Source organism: Thermovirga sp. (assembly GCA_012523215.1).
GTDB lineage: Bacteria > Synergistota > Synergistia > Synergistales > Thermovirgaceae > 58-81.
Genome location: JAAYIZ010000012.1, coordinates 1 through 3,209, shown reverse-complemented (window position 1 = coordinate 3,209; position 3,209 = coordinate 1). Strand labels below are relative to the sequence as shown.

4 protein-coding genes are annotated in these 3,209 nt (G+C 54.8%); all 4 read right to left on the bottom strand.

Annotated features, from left to right (window positions below; all coding sequences use genetic code 11):
• On the bottom strand, positions 1-1,030 hold a 1,030-nt coding region (locus GX108_00555; protein ID NLO55539.1), incomplete at its 3' end, for an IS110 family transposase.
• A gap of 249 nt (positions 1,031-1,279) precedes the next feature.
• On the bottom strand, positions 1,280-2,230 hold the full coding sequence (locus GX108_00550) for an amidinotransferase (protein ID NLO55538.1): 951 nt from the start codon (positions 2,228-2,230) through the stop codon (positions 1,280-1,282).
• A 50-nt stretch (positions 2,231-2,280) separates the two neighbouring features.
• Positions 2,281-2,802, bottom strand: coding sequence for a helix-turn-helix transcriptional regulator (locus GX108_00545; GenBank protein NLO55537.1), 522 nt, complete (start codon positions 2,800-2,802; stop codon positions 2,281-2,283).
• Between the two features lie 75 nt (positions 2,803-2,877).
• A partial coding sequence (locus tag GX108_00540; protein ID NLO55536.1) for an amino acid ABC transporter ATP-binding protein occupies positions 2,878-3,209 on the bottom strand: 332 nt, incomplete at its 5' end.

Genomic DNA, 3,209 nt, shown 5'->3' with positions numbered 1-3,209 from the left:
TCATCGCCGTCATCATCGCTGAACGGGCCCTTATGTTCACCTGCTTGGCATGCCTGGTACCCCGCCTTTTGCCCGAACTGTTGTCCAGCGGGGCCATACCAAGGTACATGGCAAGGCTGCCCTCAGACCTGAAGCGGTCCATACTGCCTATTTCGGCCACTATCTCGGATGTGCAGGTCAGGCCAAAACCGGGGATGCTTCTCACAATGCCCGCAAGGTCCGACCTTTCGCATAGTTCTCCGATCTGTTTGTCCAGCGTCTTGATGCGTTCCTTCAGTTCCAGTATCCTCCGCCCATCTTCTATTATCATCGGTCCCGCATATTCCGCTTCTTCGGAGAACTGGGCCTTCTTCTGCCATTCCTTGACTTTACCGGCAAATCCTTCCCCAATTCCTTTTATACCCAGCAAGGTCCTCTTCTGTACCCTCTCAAGCTGCCTCAGGTCTTCACGGCAGGTCAAAAAACGCAGAAAGGCCAATCCGTCCTTGTTCCTTGCCAGGTCCGCCAGTTCGGGGCTTACCGCGTGAAGGTCAGACTGCATCCTGTTCATAACGGACGCCTTCTCACGCACCAGCTGGCGACGACGGCGGGTAAGGCGCTTAAGTACCTGGTGCTCCTTCGGTACTTCGCGGACTTCCTGCAGTATTACCTCCTGGTCGGTAAGAAGGGGCTGTAGCCTCACCAGCTCCAGGATCTTACGCGCGTCTATTACGTCCGTCTTCGCCGGCGACGGAAATATCTCCTTGAATCTGCGCAGTTTCAGGTTGTTCACGTTAAGCAAACGATAGCCCTTCTTCTGGACCATCCGGTCCAGCGGCCTCGCGTATCCGTTGAAGCCTTCCATCGCTACTACCACCGGTACCTGATAGGTCTTTTCGTAATGGGTTATCCGACCGAAAAACTTCTCGAATCCATCCCTGTTGTGAGGCAGGTCGAACTCTTCAGCTATCTTCTCCTCCGGCGTGCCTATCGCCACCCTGTGCATGTGGCTGCCTACATCCACTCCGACCGTTATCTGCCCCTCAGACATGAAAAACACCTCCCAGAAATTGCTGGGTTGCCGCCCCCCGCCTCGTCTACCACTTAAGCCACCGCCCTGGAAGGGCAGGCTCCATTCCAGATTGCGCCAGCGGACGACATAAAAAATGACGGAGGCGGCATTTCAGAGCCAAGTAAAACCGGATAACCGGCCTACGGACCCCAGGAGCCACTCCTCCGTCAACTACATAGTAAACTAACTCATGGGGCCTGTCGAACTCAAGAATTCAAGGGTAGACCCCTAGGCTTCGATGGGATCCCTTTTCAGGAACGCGGTCATGCAGTGAATGGCACCCCAGCCTTTAAGCAACTCCGTTATATCCACCTCGACACATTCCACCCCGGCTTCCCCAAGAAGGGCGCAGGTGCGGGGATTACCCGAAGGGATCACTACTTTCCCCGGCTCAAGGGCCACAAAGTTGATACCTGAGGTCAACTCGACTTCATCGACGTAGGGGTTCTCTATTATTCCGAAACCCCGGTCCAAGAGAGGCTTGCAGACGTCATAAGGTACCTGGGAAGGGAATATCATGGCGGTTTTCCTGTCGGCGAAGTTCATGAGGCCGTCAAGATGAGCATGTCCGTAAGGGATCTGGAAATAAAGGATTGTATCCACGCCAAGGTCGCGCAATTCCCTTTCAACCTGGAGGGCGCCAGCCTTGTTCGCCCGGCAACCGGTTCCCAGGATCACCGTCTTCCTGTCCACCCAAAGGAGGCAAGCTCCCTCAAAAACCCCCTCGCCCGAAATGGTCTTCAAGATCGGGACGCCCAGGCGGGCAAGGGTTTCCGCGGCGAAGCGCTCTTCCCCCCGACGGACCTCCATGGCTGGACGGCAGACAATGGCCCCTTCCGGGGTCATCAGGACCTGGTCTCTCATGAAAAGAGCGTTAGGTCGATCTAAACGCCCCTCTTCTACGTAATACACCCTGACTCCGTGGTCACGGTAGATTCCGGCCAGCGCATCGTGCTGTTCCCGTGCTTTTTCCGGGTCCATAAGGGCCTTGAAACGCACCGATGCCGGGTCGGTGACAGCGTCTATTTCCGGACCCGGGCGATGCATCAGCACGGCCCGGAGCTTGCCCACCTCGGAGTCACAGTACCAGTCGCCCCAGTATTCAGGCATATCCTCCGAAAAGCTCTTCCCACCGGGGAACCACCTTTCCCCGTGGATCAGCACTTGCGAACACTCCATCCCTTGCGACCTCCCAAAAGAGAATTCAGATCTCAATGCACTTGTTGTTCCTAGAAAACCGGCGGCGAGCAACAGACCAGGAGCTTCATAGGATGGTGGGCGTCAGGGTTTTCGTATCGATGAGGCACAGTATTGTCGAAATAGATAAAATCTCCTTCTTTGAGATCTACCGGTTCCTGGTTTCCGTAAAAGAACCGGACCCACCCTTCAAGGACATAAAAAAACTCCTCACCATCGTGACTTAGGGCATGGCCGCTTTCGGACCCAGGAGGTAAAGTCATGATTTCGGGCTGCATGCGGGCTTCCTGGGATATGTGAAGGAATACTTCCTCTATTTGTTTCTGCCCCGGCGTGTCCCGCCTGAAGGTGTATCCTTCACCGCGAAAAACGGGGTTAAGCTGGGGGGGGACCTTTTCGGCCACCAAAGCGGCCAAGGATACTTCCAAAGCATCGGCTAGCCTGCGAAGGACCGCCAGGCTCGGGGAGACTTTCCCATTCTCGAGTTTAGAGAGTTGTGCTACCGAAACTGAAGCAATTCCTGACAGTTTTGAAAGGGACAGTCCTCGGCTCAAACGAAACTTGCGGAGGTTTTTACTTACTTGGGTCAGAGCCGTCACTCCTTCTCGCTTTGGATTCACTTCCACGCGTCAATGGTGCAGGATCTTGCTCAGGAACTCTTTTGCCCTCGGTGTCTTGGGTTCTGAAAAAAAATCTTGGGGCGGGGTTATTTCAAGGACCACCCCGTGATCCATAAAAACGATCTGGTCGCAGATCTCCCTCGCGAAACTCATTTCGTGAGTAACGACTACCATGGTCATGCCGGTTTTCGCAAGTTGACGAATGGCATCCAGGACTTCCTTTATCAATTCCGGGTTCAGGGCGGAAGTCGGCTCATCGAAGAGAATTACGTGAGGCTCCATGGCCAAGGCCCTTGCGATAGCGACTCTCTGCTGTTGCCCCCCGGAAAGATGGCTTGGAT